Source organism: Streptomyces sp. CA-243310, from assembly GCF_050936775.1.
GTDB lineage: Bacteria > Actinomycetota > Actinomycetes > Streptomycetales > Streptomycetaceae > Streptomyces.
Map to the genome: position 1 here is coordinate 2,432,883 of NZ_JBNJMF010000001.1, position 15,036 is coordinate 2,447,918.

A 15,036-nucleotide genomic window follows, 5' to 3' on the forward strand; every position below is an offset into this window, starting at 1 on the left:
TTCAGCGATCGGCCCAGGTCACCGCGTAGTGAAGCAGCCGGCCCTCCTCCCGCAGGAACCGCATCCCGGCGGCGGCCATCACCCGCCCGGAGGCCGCGTTCTCCCGGTCGGTGTCCCCGTCCACCCCGCGGGCGCCGTGCGCGCGGGGATCAGCCCGAAGCCGACGGTGACCCGTCCGGTGGCGTTCACCGGCCCGTGGAACCCGGCCCCGCCGATCGCGACGCCGTCCTCGCGGCGCCGGATCTCGTACGCGCCGAACGCCCCCGGACCGCCGCGTTCGGCGAGCAGTCGCAGGAACCGCTCCGCCCCCGCCCGGTCTGCGGCGTCCGGGTACCCGGGCCCCCAACGATCGTCCGTCCGGGGTGCCCCGGACACGAGGTGTTCGGCCGAGGCCCGGTCCAGGGGTGCGAGCAGCAGTCGCTCGGTCAGCAGCGTGGTCACGATCCCTGTCTACCGGTCGGGCCCGACCGACCGGTACCGCATTGTTCGCGACGGTGCGCGCGTACGCCGCAGGCCCGGACCCCGAGCAGCGTCGGGGGCCGGGCCTCTCGTGCCCTCGAAGGCGTCAGAGCACGTCGGCGGCGATGGTGGCCGCGACCCGCTCCAGCAGGGGACCGGCGTTCGCGATGCACTTCGCGGGGTCCGGCTCGATCTCCGTCAGCGGGTACGCCCGCCGGATGCCGGCGGCCTGGAGGGCTTCCGGCTCCAGCAGCAGCCGCCCGCAGACCGCGACGACCTCCTTGCCCGCCGCGCGCGCCGCCGCCGCCACCCCGGCCGGGGCCTTGCCGTGCAGGGTCTGCTCGTCCAGCGAACCCTCACCGGTGATGACCAGCGTGGCCCGCTCCAGGGCCGGCGCGAAGCCGAGCACCTCCAACATCAGCTCGATGCCGGGACGGAACGTCGCACCGAGCAGCAGTGCGCCGTAGCCGATGCCGCCCGCGCCGCCCGCGCCCGGCAGCGCCGCGCACTCGGCGGCCTTCGGGCCGATCGACTTCTCCAGCACGACCGCGAAGTGGGCCAGCGCCGCGTCGAGCGTCGCCACGTCCTCGGGCGAGGCGCCCTTCTGCGGGCCGTAGACCGCGGGCGCGCCCTTCGGGCCCGTCAGCGGGTTGTCCACGTCGCTTGCGAGGACGAAGTCGACCTCGGCGAAGCGCGGGTCGACGCCGGACAGGTCCGCAGACGCCAGTGACGCCAGTGCTCCGCCGCCCGGACCGACGGGTTCGCCGTTCGCGTCCAGGAACACCGCGCCCAGCGCCGCGAGCATGCCGGCGCCGCCGTCGGTGGTGGCACTGCCGCCCACGCCGAACACGATCGAGCGGGCGCCCGCGTCCAGCGCGGCCTTCAGCAGCTCACCCGATCCGTACGTGGTCGCCGTCAGCGCGGCGAACACGCCCGGGGGCAGCAGCTGGAGCCCGGAGGCCTCCGCCATCTCGACCACCGCGGTGCCGTCGCGCAGCGCGAACGCGGCCGTGACCTGGTCGCCGAGGGGTCCGGTGACCCGTACCTCCCGGCGTTCGAAACCGGCGGCCACGGCGGCCGCGACCGTACCGTCGCCGCCGTCCGCGACGGGGAGGGTCTCGATCTCCACGCCCGGGACGGCGGCGCGAAGGCCCGCCGTCACCCGCTCAGCGACCTGAACGGCCGTGAGCGAGCCCTTGAATTTGTCCGCGGCGATGAGCACGCGCGCGGTCTCAGTTACTGCTCCGTCCGTCACCTTGCTAATCCCTTGCTATCGAACAGTGCAGTCGCGCCCCCATGAGCGTATCCGGAGGATCCTCCTATGCCCATGGGTGGCCTGGGCCACACCCGGCGCGCCATGACCCTAAATCGGTATATAGGTCTGCATAGTGTGGCCGCATGAGCGCCGATTCACTGGAACAGCCACGTCCCGAGCCCTCGGGCGCGGGTCCGGACGACCGGGGAGGCGGTACTCCCGACCTCCAGGTGGTCGCGATCGGAGTGCTCGCCGTGCTCGCCGTCGTGGCGTGGGCGGCGCTCGGCGAGGACTCCTTCGACGCCGCGTCGAGCACGGCGCTCGCGTGGGTCCTGGGCAACTTCGCCTGGCTGTTCGTGATCGCCGCCGACGTCTTCCTCGTCATGTGCGTCGTCCTCGCCCTCGGCCGGTTCGGCCGGATCAGGCTCGGCGCCGACGACTCCGAGCCCGAGTTCACGAACCTCTCCTGGATCGCGATGATGTTCAGCGCCGGCATGGGCATCGGGCTGATGTTCTACGGCGTGGGAGAGCCGCTCACCCACTTCCTGCACCCGCCACCCGCCTCCGGGGCGGCCCCCGGCACCGGCGCCGCCGCCCGCGCGGCCCTCGACTACTCCTTCTTCCACTGGACCCTCACCCCCTGGGCCATCTACGGCATCGCGGGCCTCGCCCTCGCCTACGCGACCTTCCGCAAGGGCCGCGGCAACCGGCTCAGCTCCGCCTTCGTCCCGCTGATCGGCGAGCGGCGGGCCGACGGACCGCTCGGCAGGACCATCGACCTGCTCGCCGTCTTCGCCACGGTCTTCGGCACCGCGACCAGCCTCGGCCTCGGCGCGCTCCAGGTGGCCAAGGGGCTCGACCTCACCGCAGGCGTCGAGGACACGATCACCGTCCAACTGGTCATCATCGGCTCGCTGTCGGCCGCCTTCGTGCTCTCGGCCTTCTCCGGCCTGCACAAGGGAGTGAAGTGGCTGAGCACCATCAACCTCGTGCTCGCCGCCGTCCTCATGCTCTTCGTCTTCGTCCTCGGCCCGACCGTCTACATCCTCGACGTCATCCCGGCGAGCGTCGGCAGCTACCTGCACGAACTGCTGCCCCTGGCGACCGGGACCGGTGCCTTCACCGACAGCTCGTGGCTCGGCGCGTGGACCATCTTCTACTGGGCGTGGTGGCTCTCCTGGGCCCCGTTCGTCGGCACCTTCATCGCCCGCATCTCGCGCGGCCGCACCATCCGCGAGTTCCTCGTCGGCGTCCTGCTGGTGCCCAGCGGCGCCACCGTCGTCTGGTTCTGCGTGATGGGCGGCACCGCCATCCGGCTCGAATCCACCGGCGCCGCCGACCTCGCGGGCAAGGTCCGGGAGGGCGTGGAGGCGTCGCTCTTCGCGATGCTCGACGCGCTGCCGCTGGGCACCGTCACCTCCTGGGTGGCGATGGTCCTGGTCATGACCTACTTCGTCACCAGCGCCGACTCCGCCTCCCTGGTCATGGGCTCGCTCACCAGCCGAGGCTCCTTGAACCCGCCCACCTGGCTGGTCGTCACCTGGGGCATCCTGATGGCCGGTGTGGCCGCCGCGCTGCTCCTCGCGGGCGGTCTGAAGTCCCTTCAGACCGCGACCATCCTGGTCGCGCTGCCCTTCGTCATCGTCATGTTGCTGCTCTGCTGGGCCCTGGTGAGGGAGCTGCGCGAGGACCCCGGCGCGGGCCCCGCCCGCACGCACGCGCTCCACGGGATGCGCGACGCCGTGAAGGCGATGGTCGGCGACGCCGTCACCGAACAGGGCCGGGCGGGCCACCACCGGCTCAAGCGGGTCGCCGAGTCCAAGGGGCGGGACCGTACGGACGGCGAGGGCGGCGCCTCCGGGACGTGATCCACACACCGGGCGGCGGCTGGGTAGGGTTGCGGGCGTGACCACCACCGATGCCTACGCCACCTACATCGCGAGCCTGCCCCGGGTGCTGGCCGCCGCCGCCGCGCTCTTCCGGGACGCCGAGGGACGGGTGCTGATCGTGGAGCCGAACTACCGCGCGGGCTGGGCCCTGCCGGGCGGCACCATCGAGTCGGACACCGGCGAGTCCCCGCGCACGGCGGCCCGCCGCGAGAGCGCCGAGGAGATCGGACTGGACCTCCCGCTCGGCAGGCTGCTCGCCGTCGACTGGAGCGTGGGCCCGGGTCGCCCGCCGATCGTCGCCTACGTCTACGACGGAGGCGTGCTGGACGCCGGACAGTTGGCCTCGATCAGGCTCCAGGAGGAGGAACTGATCTCCTGGAAGCTGGTCGAGCCCGCCGAACTCACCTCCCACCTGCTCGGATCGCTCGGCCTGCGCACCCAAGAGGCTTACCGCGTAAGGGAGTCGGGCGAGAGCACCGCCGAGCTTGAGAACGGCCGCCGCCCGGCGTCCGCGTAGCCACCGTTACCTCAGGCCTACTTCGACCAGGACAGAATTCAGCGAATGATCACGATGTACGCCTGGCCCAGCACGGCCGACGGTCCCGATGCCCTCCCGATGGTCCACTTCACCACCGACGACCAGTCCAGCGGCGAGTTCACCCCCGAGGGGACCCCGGTCTGGATGTTCGACGGCGCGATACGCGACGGCGGGTGGGCCGAGTTCAGCGACTTCGAGGGCTGGTCGACGCCGGCCGAGGGCTGGCAGGCCTTCTACCGCCGCGAGGACGACCTCCTCGCCGTCACCGGCCCCGGCGCCTGCGAAGGCTGGTACCAGGGCAAGCTCGGCGCCGACGCCGCCTGGGTGACCGCGGCCGGAGAGCAGCAGAGCGTGGTGCTCCTCGCCGCCCCCGTCCAGCACCCCTCGCTGTACGCCTACGCGGTGGAGGCCGGCGCGGGCTTCGCCCTGCTGGTGCCCCTGGCCGTCATCTAGGCTCCCTCGTCGAAGTGTCGAAGTGGGGCCAGGCGAGACGTCGACGACAGGGCCCGGGCCGCCGCAGGTGGGGGCGGGTCAGCCCAGTTCCTCCTGGGTGGGGGCGCCGGACTCGAAGGCCAGCAGCCGCACCTTGCGTTCGACCCCGCCGCCGTAGCCCGTCATGCCGCCCGAGGCCCCGATGACGCGGTGGCAGGGGACGATGATGCCGATGGGGTTCTTGCCGTTCGCCAGGCCCACCGCGCGCGAGGCGCCCGGCTTGCCCAGCTTGTCCGCGAGCTGCCCGTACGACCAGGTCTCGCCGTACGGGATGCGCACCAGCTGCTCCCACACGCTGCGCTGGAACTCGGTCCCCTCCATGCGCAGCGGCAGGGTGAACTCGCTCAGCTCCCCGGCGAAGTACGCGGTCAACTGCCGCACCACCTCGGGGAACGGTGCCTCGGTCGGCGCGATCCGCTCGCCGAAGGACTCCTCGGCCGGTCGGTGCCGCTGCCCGACCATGTACAGGCCGCTCAGGACGCCGTCGGTGGCGACGAGCGTCAGCGGGCCGTAGGGGCTCGCGACGACGGTGTGCTGCTTGCTGGTCATGACGGTCGGGCTCCTTCAGACGGGCAGGTGGTTGATGGCGTGGTCCTCGGTGGCCCACAGGTACTGCACGGCGTACGCGCGCCAGGGCCGCCAGCCGCCCGCCCGGGCCGTCAGCGCCGCGGGCGTCGACGGCAGACCGAGCCCCCGCGCCGCCCGCCGGACCCCCAGGTCCGACGGCAGGAACGCGTCCGGGTCGCCGAGCGCCCGCATCGCGATGACCTCGGTGGTCCACGGGCCGAACCCGGGCAGTGCGCCGAGCCGTGACCGGGCGAGTTCCCAGTCGCTGTCGATGCCGAGCGGCAGCGAGCCGTCCGCCAGCGCCGCCACGAGCGTGGTCAGCGTCGTGCGGCGGCTGCGCGGCAGGGCGAGGGACTCCGGGTCCAGCCCGGCCAGCGCCTGCGGGGAGGGGAACAGGTGCGTCAGCCCGCCCGCCGGGTCGGGATCGGCAACCGGCTCGCCGTGCGCGACGACCAGCCGGGCCGCGTGCGTACGGGCCGCCGCGGTGGACACCTGCTGCCCGAGGACCGCCCGTACGGCGAACTCGGCCGCGTCGACGGTACGGGGCACCCGGCGCCCGGGAGCCTTGTCCACGAGCGGGGCCAGCAGCGGATCGGCGCGCAGCTGCTCGTCGATGGCCTCGGGGTCGGCGTCCAGGTCGAGCAGTCGGCGGCAGCGGCTGATCGCGAGGGTGAGGTCGCGCAGGTCGGTCAGGGCCAGCTGGCAGCCGATGTGGTCGGGCTGCGGGGTGAGGGCGACCACGCCGGTGCCGTAGGGCAGGCGCAGGGTTCGGCGGTAGGCGCCGGCCCGCCACTCCTCGACCCCGGGCACGGCGGTCGCGGCGAGGTGGCCGAAGAGGTTGTCGGGGTTGAGCGGGGACCGGTACGGCAGCCGCAGGCTTATGGTTCCCGGGATCCGGGGCTGGTTGCGGTGGGCCTTCTCGCCGCGGGCCCGCAGCTCGCTGGGGGAGAGGGCGAAGACCTCGCGGACGGTGTCGTTGAAGGTCCGGATCGAGGAGAACCCGGCGGCGAAGGCGACGTCGGCCATGGGCAGCTCGGAGGTCTCGATCAGCAGCCGCGCGGTCTGTGCCCGCTGGGCCCGGGCCAGGGCGAGCGGCCCCGCTCCCAGCTCGGCGTTCAGCTGTCGTTCCACCTGCCGGGTCGAGTAGCCGAGGCGGGTGGCGAGCCCCGGCACGCCCTCGCGGTCGACGACCCCGTCCTGGATGAGCCGCATGGCGCGGGCGACGGCGTCGGCGCGGGCGTTCCACTCGGGGGACCCGGGGGAGGTGTCGGGCCGGCACCGCTTGCACGCCCGGAATCCGGCCTGCTGGCAGGCGGCCGCGCTGGGCAGGAACGACATGTTGCCGACCTTGGGCGGCACGGCCGGGCAACTGGGGCGGCAGTAGATCCGGGTGGTCAGGACGGCGGTGAAGAACCAGCCGTCGAAGCGGGCGTCCTTCGACTGCACGGCCCTGACACAGCGGTCGGTGTCGGTGTACATGGCTCCAGGATCCCGATGTGTACGGGGCGGGGCTGGCGGTTTTCCGACATCTAGGTTACGCCCGCCCCCGCCCGGGAGGCCCCTGCGCGGAATTCCGAGCCGCCCCGGGCTCGGCTCGGAGCGTCCGGACCGGCGAAGGCGGCACCCCGGACGGGGCGCTCCGAGCGGGGTGGCCCCGGGAAGGCCTCCCGTGGCCCCGCCAGGGCGCCGGGGCAACGGAAAGGGCCCCCGGCGCCTCGGTGGCATCGGGGGCCCTCTCGGACAGCTTCACGGCGTGGAGCCTACGGGGCCTGGGTGGCCCTGGCCTCGCGCCGGTTGTGGCGGAACGTGTTCGCGCGACGGGTCGTCGCGAACAGCGGGATCGTCGCCGCCATGGCGATCTGCAGCGCGCAGCCGGTCTGGAGCAGCAGCTGACCACCGGGGGCGTCGAACGCCCAGGCGGCCAACAGGCCCATCGCCGCGACGATCCAACTCAGCATCGCCACCGCGAGGACTCCTCGCGGCTTGGGGTACTCGACCCGGCTCACCATCAGCCACGCCACGCCGACGATCGCCAGCAGCGTCGGGACGAACGGCAGCTCCAGCAGAACGATCGAGACGACCGTCAGCGCGCCGAAGGGGCTCGGCATGCCCTGGAACATGCCGTCCTTCATCGTCACGCAGCTGAATCTCGCGAGGCGCAGCACCACGGCCAGCAGCACCACGATCGCCGCCAGCGCCGACATCTTCTGGACCGCGTCGTCGGCGACCATGCCGTAGACGAGGACGAAGTACGCCGGTGCCAGCCCGAAGCTGATCAGGTCGGAGAGGTTGTCCAGCTCCGCGCCCATCGGCGAGCTGCGCAGCTTGCGGGCCACGATCCCGTCGAAGAGGTCGAAGACCGCCGCGAGCAGCATCAGTATCACCGCCGTGGCGGCGCTGCTGCGGGCCATGCCCGACTCGCCGCTGCCGGTGAGGTGCGGGATCAGGATGCCGGTGGTGGTGAAGTACACCGCCATGAAGCCGCAGGTCGCGTTGCCGAGGGTGAGGGTGTCCGCTATCGACAGCCGCAGGGAGAGCGGCATGTCCTCGGCGTCGTCCTCGTCCTTGGCCTCCGGCACCCAGCCTGTGGCAGGAGTCTCAGGGTCAGTCACGGTCAATTCGGGTCACCCCCGCGGTGGTGGCCTGTCCGACCTCGACCGCGACCTCGACACCCTCGGGGAGGTAGATGTCGACGCGGGATCCGAAGCGGATCAGACCGATGCGTTCGCCCTGCTCCACCTTGGTGCCGGCCGGCAGGTACGGGACGATCCGACGCGCGACCGCGCCGGCGATCTGCACCATCTCGATGTCGCCGAGCTCGGTGTCGAAGTGCCAGACGACGCGCTCGTTGTTCTCGCTCTCCTTGTTGAACGCCGGGACGAACCCGCCGGGGATGTGCTCCACGGACGTCACCGTGCCCGCCAGGGGCGCACGGTTGACGTGGACGTTCAGCGGGCTCATGAAGATCGCGACACGGGTCCGTCCGTCCTTCCACGGCATGATGCTCTGCACCACACCGTCGGCGGGGGAGATGACCCGACCCTGCGTGATCTCACGCTCGGGGTCGCGGAAGAACCACAGCATGCCCGCGGCGAGCGCGGTGGCGGGCACGGCCGCCGCGGCCCAGCGCCCGGACTTGCGCGCCCGGGTGAGGCTGAGCGCCGCGGTGGCGACGGTCGGCAGAAGCCACGGCGATGCTCCGCGTGCGAGACGTCCACCGAGGAGGCCGACGCGAGGTGCAGAGGTTTGGCTGTGGGGCATGGATGACCTTCGTAGCGGGTGATTGCCGCGCCGCAAACGGGGGGACGGGACGGCGGCTTTACTGGAATGCTATCGGTTGCGCGCAACAACTGGGCAAGCCAGAAGCCGAGTCGATGGCCGTAAGTCGGTCACTGGTAGTGACTCTTTCGTGAGGAACCTTTGCGCGATTCCCCACGAAAGGGACTTTCAGCCCTGGAGCCGGTACTCCTCCAGCAGGCGTCGCCCGATGATCATTTTCTGGATCTCGGCCGTACCTTCGCCGATGAGGAGCATCGGGGCTTCGCGGTAGAGGCGCTCGATCTCGTACTCCTTCGAGAAGCCGTACCCACCGTGGATGCGGAAGGCGTCCTCCACCACCTCCTTGCAGTACTCGGAGGCGAGGTACTTCGCCATCCCTGCTTCGAGGTCGTTTCGTTCCCCGGAGTCCTTTTTGCGTGCTGCATTGACCATCATCGCATGGGCGGCTTCGACCTTGGTAGCCATCTCGGCGAGCTTGAACTGGATGGCCTGGTGTTCGGCGATGGCCTTGCCGAAAGTGTGACGTTGCTGGGCATAGGAGACACCCAGCTCGAACGCACGCTGGGCGACACCGCAACCACGCGCCGCCACGTTGACGCGGCCGACCTCGACCCCGTCCATCATTTGGTAAAACCCTCGGCCGGTCTGGCCGCCCAGTACCCGATTGGCCGGAATGCGCAGTCCGTCCATGATGAGCTCGGTCGTGTCGACGCCCTTGTAGCCCATCTTGTCGATCTTGCCCGGGATGGTCAGGCCCGGACGGACCTCGCCGAAGCCCGGCTCCTTCTCGACCAGGAAGGTCGTCATGGACTTGTGCGGGGCGGTGCCTTCGGGGTGTCCTTCGTCACTTCGGACCAGAACGGCCACCAGCGTCGAGGTGCCACCGTTCGTCAGCCACATCTTCTGGCCGTTCAGGACGTACTCGTCGCCGTCCTTCACCGCCTTCGAGGTGATGGCCGACACGTCCGAGCCGAGCCCGGGCTCGGACATCGAGAACGCGCCGCGCACCTCACCCAGCGCCATGCGGGGGAGGAAGTGGTCCTTCTGCTCCTGCGTGCCGTGCTGCTTGAGCATGTACGCCACGATGAAGTGGGTGTTGATGATGCCCGAGACGGACATCCAGCCACGCGCTATCTCCTCGACGCACAGCGCGTAGGTGAGCAACGACTCACCCAGGCCGCCGTACTCCTCGGGGATCATCAGGCCGAAGAGGCCGAGTTCCTTGAGACCGTCGACGATCTGCTGCGGGTACTCGTCGCGGTGCTCCAGCTCGGTCGCGACCGGGATGATCTCCTTGTCGACGAACTCCCGGACGGTCTTGAGGATGTCCCTCTGGTCGTCCGTCAGGCCGGCGGTCTGGGCAAGTCGGCTCATGGTTCTACTTCCCCTGTTCCTTCAGCGTGGGGCGGCCGGGCTGCTCGCCGCCGCGTTCCTTGATGTAGGTCTCCGTCGGAACCATCACCTTGCGCCGGAAGACGCAGACGAGGGTGCCGTCCTGCTTGTAACCCTTGGTCTCGACGTAGACGATCCCGCGGTCGTTCTTCGACTTCGACGGGGTCTTGTCGAGGACCGTGGTCTCGCCGTAGATGGTGTCGCCGTGGAAGGTCGGCGCCACGTGGCGCAGCGACTCGATCTCCAGGTTGGCGATGGCCTTGCCCGAGACGTCGGGGACCGACATGCCCAGCAGCAGGGAGTAGATGTAGTTGCCCACGACGACGTTCTTGCCGAAGTCGGTCGTGTTCTCCGCGTAGTTGCTGTCCATGTGGAGCGGGTGGTGGTTCATGGTCAGCAGACAGAAGAGGTGGTCGTCGTATTCGGTGACGGTTTTCCCGGGCCAGTGCTTGTAGACGGCACCGATCTCGAACTCTTCGTACGTGCGTCCGAACTGCATGGGGATCAGGCCTCCGGGATCTCGAACTTGGTGGTGCGACGCATCCCGGCGGCGCGGCCCTTGCCCGCGATGACCAGGGCCATCTTGCGGCTGGCCTCGTCGATCATCTCGTCGCCGAGCATCGCCGACCCCTTCTTGCCGCCGGCCTCGGAGGTGCACCAGTCGTACGCGTCGAGGATCAGCTCGGCGTGGTCGTAGTCCTCCTGCGAGGGGGAGAAGACCTCGTTGGCGGCGTCGACCTGGCCGGGGTGGAGCACCCACTTGCCGTCGAAGCCGAGGGCGGCGGCGCGGCCGGCGACCTCGCGGTACCCGTCCACGTTCTTGATCTGGAGGAAGGGGCCGTCGATCGCCTGGAGGTCGTGCATGCGGGCCGCCATCAGGATCCGCATCAGGATGTAGTGGTAGGCGTCCGCGCCGTACCCGGGCGGCTGCATGCCCACGACCAGGGACTTCATGTTGATCGAGGCCATGAAGTCGGCCGGGCCGAAGATGATGGTCTCCAGCCGGGGGGAGGCGCCGGCGATCTCGTCGACGTTCACCAGGCCCTTGGCGTTCTCGATCTGCGCCTCGATGCCGATCTTGCCGACCTCGAAGCCCATGGTCTTCTCGATCTGGGTCAGCAGCAGGTCCAGCGCCACGACCTGCTGCGCGTCCTGGACCTTCGGCAGCATGATGCAGTCGAGGTTCTGGCCCGCGCCCTCGACGACCGTGATGACGTCGCGGTACGTCCAGTGCGTGGTCCAGTCGTTGACACGCACGACCCGGGTCTTGCCCGTCCAGTCGCCCTGGTTCAGCGCCTCCACGATGGTGTGGCGGGCGCCTTCCTTGGCGAGGGGGGCGCAGGCGTCCTCCAGGTCGAGGAAGACCTGGTCGGCCGGCAGGCCCTGGGCCTTCTCCAGGAACCGGGGGTTGGAGCCCGGCACCGCGAGGCAGGAGCGGCGCGGCCGGAGTCGGTTGACCGGGGAAGTGGGCGTGGTCATGCGGGGACCTCCGTGCTTTCGGCGATGTCAGCTGTGTCGACGATGTCGGCTTCGTCAAGGGGGTGGAGCTTGTTGGCCTTGCGGATCTCGTCGACGATACGTCCGATGATCTCCGTGATGCCGAAGTCCTTGGGGGTGAACACGGCGGCCACGCCGGCCGCCTTGAGTGTCACCGCGTCGGCATTCGGAATGATGCCGCCCACGATGACGGGGATGTCGCCCGCCCCCGCCAGACGCAGGCGTTCCAGCACGTCGGGGACGAGGGCACTGTGCGAACCGGACAGGATGGACAGTCCCACGCAGTGCACGTCCTCGGCCAGCGCCGCCGAGGAGATCTCCTCGGGTGTCAGCCGGATGCCCTGGTAGACCACCTCGAAGCCGGCGTCACGGGCCCGGACGGCGATCTGCTCGGCGCCGTTGGAGTGACCGTCCAGGCCCGGCTTGCCGACCAGCAGCCGCAGCCGGCCGGAGCCGAGATCGTCGGCCGTACGGGAGACCTTCGCGCGGACCAGGGCCATCGGGGAGCCCGCCTCCGCGGCGACCGCCACCGGGGCCGAGGAGACCCCGGTCGGGGCGCGGAACTCACCGAACACCTCGCGCAGCGCGCCGGCCCACTCCCCGGTGGTCACGCCCGCCCGGGCGCACTCCAGGGTGGCCTCCATCAGGTTCTCGGTCCCGGCCGCGGCGTCCTTCAGCCGGTCCAGGGACTGCCGCACCGTCGGGAAGACGAACGGGTCGCCGCCGCCCTGCCGGTCGGAGGACTCCTGACGCTCGGCCTTCCAGCGGCCGATGCGCTCGACGGTCTGCGCCTCCAGCGCCCCGTCCACCGTCATGATGGCGCCGTCCAGGTCGGCGGTGAGCGGGTTCTCCTCGGTCTGCTGGAAGCAGTTGACGCCGACGATCTTGTCCTCGCCGTCCTCGATCCGGGCCCGCCGCTCGGCGTGCGAGGAGACCAGCTGGGACTTGAGGTAGCCCGACTCGACGGCCGCCATGGCGCCGCCCATCTCCTCGATCCGGTCGATCTCGGCCAGGCACTCCGTCACCAGCGAGTCCACCTTGGCCTCGATGACGGTCGAGCCGGCGAAGATGTCCTCGTACTCCAGCAGGTCGCTCTCGTGCGCGAGGACCTGCTGGATGCGCAGAGACCACTGCTGGTCCCAGGGCCGGGGCAGGCCCAGCGCCTCGTTCCAGGCGGGCAGCTGCACGGCGCGGGCGCGGGCGTCCTTGGAGAGGGTGACCGCCAGCATCTCCAACACGATGCGCTGGACGTTGTTCTCCGGCTGGGCCTCGGTCAGCCCCAGCGAGTTGACCTGGACGCCGTACCGGAAGCGGCGCTGCTTCGCGTTGTCGATGCCGTAGCGCTCCAGGGTGACCTTGTCCCAGATGCGGCCGAAGGCGCGCATCTTGCACATCTCCTCGATGAAGCGGACCCCCGCGTTCACGAAGAAGGAGATGCGGGCGACCACCTCGCCGAAGCGTTCCTCGGGCACCTGGCCCGAGTCGCGGACCGAGTCCAGCACGGCGATGGCGGTCGACATCGCGTACGAGATCTCCTGGACCGGGGTGGCCCCGGCCTCCTGGAGGTGGTACGAGCAGATGTTGATCGGGTTCCACTTCGGGATGTGGTTGACCGTGTACGCGATCATGTCCGTCGTCAGGCGGAGGGACGGTCCCGGCGGGAAGACGTGCGTCCCGCGCGAGAGGTACTCCTTGACGATGTCGTTCTGGGTGGTGCCCTGGAGCAGGGCGATGTCCGCGCCCTGCTCCTCGGCGGCCACCTGGTAGAGCGCCAGCAGCCACATGGCGGTGGCGTTGATCGTCATCGAGGTGTTCATCTGTTCCAGGGGGATGTCCTGGAACAGCCGCCGCATGTCGCCCAGGTGGGAGACCGGGACCCCGACCCGGCCCACCTCGCCGCGGGCGAGGATGTGGTCGGGGTCGTAGCCGGTCTGCGTCGGCAGGTCGAACGCGACCGACAGGCCGGTCTGTCCCTTGGCGAGGTTGCGGCGGTACAGCTCGTTGGACGCCTCGGCCGTGGAGTGGCCGGCGTACGTCCGCATGAGCCACGGACGGTCCTTCTGGCGCTCTGTCATCTCAGGCTGTCCCTTTGGCCCTTGAACGATCTCAGACGTTACGGAAGCGGTTGATCGCGTCGAGGTGCGTCGCGCGCAACTCGTGGTCGCGGACGCCCAGGCCCTCCTCGGGGGCGAGCGCGAGGACGCCGACCTTGCCCTGGTGGAGGTTGCGGTGGACGTCGTAGGCGGCCTGGCCGGTCTCCTCCAGGGAGTAGACCTTCGAGAGGGTGGGGTGGATCTTGCCCTTCGAGATCAGGCGGTTGGCCTCCCACGCCTCGCGGTAGTTCGCGAAGTGCGAGCCGATGATGCGCTTGAGCGACATCCACAGGTAGCGGTTGTCGTACTCGTGCATGTAGCCCGAGGTCGAGGCGCAGGTGGTGATGGTGCCGCCCTTGCGGGTGACGTAGACGCTCGCGCCGAAGGTCTCGCGACCGGGGTGCTCGAAGACGATGTCGATGTCCTCGCCGCCGGTCAGCTCGCGGATGCGCTTGCCGAAGCGCTTCCACTCCTTGGGGTCCTGGGTGTGCTCGTCCTTCCAGAACTTGTAGCCCTCGGCGTTGCGGTCGATGATCGCGGTCGCGCCCATCGACCGGCAGATGTCCGCCTTCTGGTCGCTGGAGACGACACAGATCGGGTTGGCCCCGCCGGCCAGCGCGAACTGGGTGGCGTAGGAGCCGAGACCGCCGCTGGCGCCCCAGATCAGGACGTTGTCGCCCTGCTTCATGCCGGCGCCGTTGCGGGAGACCAGCTGGCGGTAGGCGGTGGAGTTGACCAGGCCGGGGGAGGCGGCCTCCTCCCAGCTGAGGTGGTCGGGCTTGGGCATCAGCTGGTTGGACTTGACGAGGGCGATCTCCGCCAGGCCGCCGAAGTTGGTCTCGAAGCCCCAGATGCGCTGCTCGGGGTCGAGCATCGTGTCGTTGTGGCCGTCGGAGGACTCCAGCTCCACCGAGAGGCAGTGTGCGACGACCTCGTCGCCCGGCTGCCAGGAGTTCACGCCGGGACCGGTGCGCAGGACGACGCCCGCGAGGTCGGAGCCGATGACGTGGTACGGCAGGTCGTGGCGCTTGCTGAGGTCCGACAGGCGCCCGTAGCGCTCCAGGAAGCTGAAGGTGGACACCGGCTCGAAGATCGAGGTCCACACGGAGTTGTAGTTGACCGAGGAGGCCATGACGGCGACCAGGGCCTCGCCCGGGCCGAGCTCCGGCACCGGGACGTTGTCCAGGTGCAGGGACTTGCGGGGGTCCTTCTCACGGGTCGTGAGCCCCTCGAACATCCCCGCCTCGTCCTTGTGCACGGTGATCGCGCGGTACGAGTCGGGGAGCGGCAGGGCCGCGAAGTCGGCGGGCGTGGCGGCCTGCGACTGGATGGCTTCCAGGATGTCCTTCACGGTGTTGCCTCCGGCGAGCGCTGATGAGGGTGCGCTGAGGGATACGCGGGTGCGCGTGGAACGGGTGTGGTGTGTGCCGTCGGTTCGGCGAAGCGGTGGTGCTGCGACGCCCGTGGTGAGGCGTGCTGGTGCCTGGTGACGCAGGCATCCGGGGCGCGGTTCGTGCCGAGTGGGCGAGGACCGCGGGGACATCCGGACGAGATTCAACGTATGGCACCCCGTGT

At 70.3% G+C, this 15,036-nt stretch carries 14 protein-coding genes; 3 read left to right on the forward strand and 11 right to left on the reverse strand.

Features of this window, described 5'->3' with window-relative positions; genetic code table 11:
- Nucleotides 1-78: 78 nt before the first annotated feature.
- The gene (locus ACQEVM_RS11050; protein ID WP_433077429.1) at nt 79-441 is read right to left on the reverse strand and encodes a GNAT family N-acetyltransferase; all 363 of its coding nucleotides are present in this window, start codon (nt 439-441) and stop codon (nt 79-81) included.
- 124 nt (nt 442-565) lie between these two features.
- Entirely contained in the window at nt 566-1,714 is a 1,149-nt protein-coding gene (locus ACQEVM_RS11055) for a glycerate kinase (protein ID WP_433077431.1), read from the reverse strand.
- Between the two features lie 143 nt (nt 1,715-1,857).
- On the opposite strand from ACQEVM_RS11055, the gene ACQEVM_RS11060 reads away from it, so the two are divergent.
- Genes ACQEVM_RS11060 through ACQEVM_RS11070 form a run of 3 tightly spaced genes read left to right on the forward strand, consistent with a single transcriptional unit; the run spans nt 1,858 to nt 4,594 of the window.
- Nucleotides 1,858-3,582 (forward strand): BCCT family transporter, encoded by a 1,725-nt coding sequence (locus tag ACQEVM_RS11060; RefSeq protein ID WP_433077433.1) that lies wholly within the window; start codon nt 1,858-1,860, stop codon nt 3,580-3,582.
- Nucleotides 3,583-3,619: 37 nt separating this feature from the next.
- The gene (locus tag ACQEVM_RS11065) at nt 3,620-4,120 is read left to right on the forward strand and encodes an NUDIX domain-containing protein (RefSeq protein ID WP_433077435.1); all 501 of its coding nucleotides are present in this window, start codon (nt 3,620-3,622) and stop codon (nt 4,118-4,120) included.
- 45 nt (nt 4,121-4,165) lie between these two features.
- Complete coding sequence (locus ACQEVM_RS11070; protein ID WP_433077437.1) at nt 4,166-4,594, forward strand: hypothetical protein; 429 nt, start codon at nt 4,166-4,168, stop codon at nt 4,592-4,594.
- Between the two features lie 78 nt (nt 4,595-4,672).
- Here the strand turns inward: ACQEVM_RS11070 and ACQEVM_RS11075 are convergent, their stop codons facing one another.
- From ACQEVM_RS11075 to ccrA, 9 genes are all read right to left on the reverse strand, one after another.
- Nucleotides 4,673-5,182, reverse strand: a complete 510-nt coding sequence (locus tag ACQEVM_RS11075) for a methylated-DNA--[protein]-cysteine S-methyltransferase (RefSeq protein ID WP_433077439.1) — start codon at nt 5,180-5,182, stop codon at nt 4,673-4,675.
- Nucleotides 5,183-5,197: 15 nt separating this feature from the next.
- The gene (locus ACQEVM_RS11080) at nt 5,198-6,679 is read right to left on the reverse strand and encodes an AlkA N-terminal domain-containing protein (RefSeq protein WP_433077441.1); all 1,482 of its coding nucleotides are present in this window, start codon (nt 6,677-6,679) and stop codon (nt 5,198-5,200) included.
- Between the two features lie 281 nt (nt 6,680-6,960).
- The gene (gene pssA, locus ACQEVM_RS11085; RefSeq protein WP_371591609.1) at nt 6,961-7,743 is read right to left on the reverse strand and encodes a CDP-diacylglycerol--serine O-phosphatidyltransferase; all 783 of its coding nucleotides are present in this window, start codon (nt 7,741-7,743) and stop codon (nt 6,961-6,963) included.
- A 61-nt stretch (nt 7,744-7,804) separates the two neighbouring features.
- Nucleotides 7,805-8,461 carry a phosphatidylserine decarboxylase gene (locus tag ACQEVM_RS11090; RefSeq protein WP_053681721.1) on the reverse strand — a complete coding sequence of 219 codons (657 nt, stop codon included), beginning with the start codon at nt 8,459-8,461 and terminating at the stop codon, nt 7,805-7,807.
- Nucleotides 8,462-8,647: 186 nt separating this feature from the next.
- Nucleotides 8,648-9,853 carry an acyl-CoA dehydrogenase family protein gene (locus tag ACQEVM_RS11095; protein ID WP_267796086.1) on the reverse strand — a complete coding sequence of 402 codons (1,206 nt, stop codon included), beginning with the start codon at nt 9,851-9,853 and terminating at the stop codon, nt 8,648-8,650.
- 4 nt (nt 9,854-9,857) lie between these two features.
- Nucleotides 9,858-10,370: a MaoC family dehydratase gene (locus ACQEVM_RS11100; RefSeq protein WP_053681718.1), complete on the reverse strand. Its 513-nt coding sequence runs from the start codon at nt 10,368-10,370 to the stop codon at nt 9,858-9,860.
- A gap of 5 nt (nt 10,371-10,375) precedes the next feature.
- Nucleotides 10,376-11,350, reverse strand: coding sequence for an HpcH/HpaI aldolase/citrate lyase family protein (locus tag ACQEVM_RS11105; protein WP_433077444.1), 975 nt, complete (start codon nt 11,348-11,350; stop codon nt 10,376-10,378).
- A complete protein-coding gene (locus tag ACQEVM_RS11110; RefSeq protein ID WP_433077446.1) occupies nt 11,347-13,443 on the reverse strand; it encodes a protein meaA in 2,097 nt (698 codons plus the stop codon). The genes ACQEVM_RS11105 and ACQEVM_RS11110 overlap by 4 nt, the downstream gene beginning before the upstream one ends.
- A 31-nt stretch (nt 13,444-13,474) precedes the next feature.
- Entirely contained in the window at nt 13,475-14,812 is a 1,338-nt protein-coding gene (gene ccrA, locus ACQEVM_RS11115) for a crotonyl-CoA carboxylase/reductase (protein WP_053681712.1), read from the reverse strand.
- Nucleotides 14,813-15,036: the final 224 nt, after the last annotated feature.

What these genes read in the sequence shown, in the direction of transcription:
- ACQEVM_RS11060 (WP_433077433.1), top strand. Translation starts at nt 1,858, where the DNA reads ATGAGCGCCGATTCACTGGAACAGCCACGTCCCGAGCCCTCGGGCGCG.
- ACQEVM_RS11090 (WP_053681721.1), bottom strand. Translation starts at nt 8,461, where the DNA reads ATGCCCCACAGCCAAACCTCTGCACCTCGCGTCGGCCTCCTCGGTGGA.
- ACQEVM_RS11080 (WP_433077441.1), bottom strand. Translation starts at nt 6,679, where the DNA reads ATGTACACCGACACCGACCGCTGTGTCAGGGCCGTGCAGTCGAAGGAC.
- ACQEVM_RS11075 (WP_433077439.1), bottom strand. Translation starts at nt 5,182, where the DNA reads ATGACCAGCAAGCAGCACACCGTCGTCGCGAGCCCCTACGGCCCGCTG.
- ACQEVM_RS11070 (WP_433077437.1), top strand. Translation starts at nt 4,166, where the DNA reads ATGATCACGATGTACGCCTGGCCCAGCACGGCCGACGGTCCCGATGCC.
- ACQEVM_RS11110 (WP_433077446.1), bottom strand. Translation starts at nt 13,443, where the DNA reads ATGACAGAGCGCCAGAAGGACCGTCCGTGGCTCATGCGGACGTACGCC.
- ACQEVM_RS11095 (WP_267796086.1), bottom strand. Translation starts at nt 9,853, where the DNA reads ATGAGCCGACTTGCCCAGACCGCCGGCCTGACGGACGACCAGAGGGAC.
- pssA (WP_371591609.1), bottom strand. Translation starts at nt 7,743, where the DNA reads ATGCCGCTCTCCCTGCGGCTGTCGATAGCGGACACCCTCACCCTCGGC.
- ACQEVM_RS11100 (WP_053681718.1), bottom strand. Translation starts at nt 10,370, where the DNA reads ATGCAGTTCGGACGCACGTACGAAGAGTTCGAGATCGGTGCCGTCTAC.
- ACQEVM_RS11105 (WP_433077444.1), bottom strand. Translation starts at nt 11,350, where the DNA reads ATGACCACGCCCACTTCCCCGGTCAACCGACTCCGGCCGCGCCGCTCC.